Source organism: Achromobacter sp. SIMBA_011, assembly GCF_046535435.1.
Classification (GTDB): domain Bacteria; phylum Pseudomonadota; class Gammaproteobacteria; order Burkholderiales; family Burkholderiaceae_B; genus Achromobacter; species Achromobacter dolens.
Window position 1 is genome coordinate 1 of sequence record NZ_JAWRWN010001203.1, and the last position, 237, is coordinate 237.

Here is a 237-nt window from a genome sequence, read left to right on the forward strand (position 1 = left end):
GCACGAAATTCGTCGCGCCCAGTTCGACCGCCTTTTCGATCAGCCAGTCCATTTTGTCGCTGCCGGCGATGCCTTGCGCGAGCGTGAGCCGGTAGGGCGGCTCGGTTTCGATGTCGCGATACGGGCCGACGCGCACTTGCACCTCGCGCCGCTCCATTTCGACGATTTCGGCGCTGAACTCGCCGCCCATGCCGTTGAACAGCACGACCGTGTCGCCGGGTTGCAGACGCAGCACCT

Annotated in this window: 1 protein-coding gene; it reads right to left on the reverse strand. The window is 64.6% G+C overall.

Features of this window, described 5'->3' with window-relative positions; all coding sequences use genetic code 11:
* On the reverse strand, window positions 1-235 hold a 235-nt coding region (locus SB816_RS34870; protein ID WP_410548608.1), incomplete at its 3' end, for an RsmE family RNA methyltransferase.
* Between the last annotated feature and the right edge of the window lie 2 nt (window positions 236-237).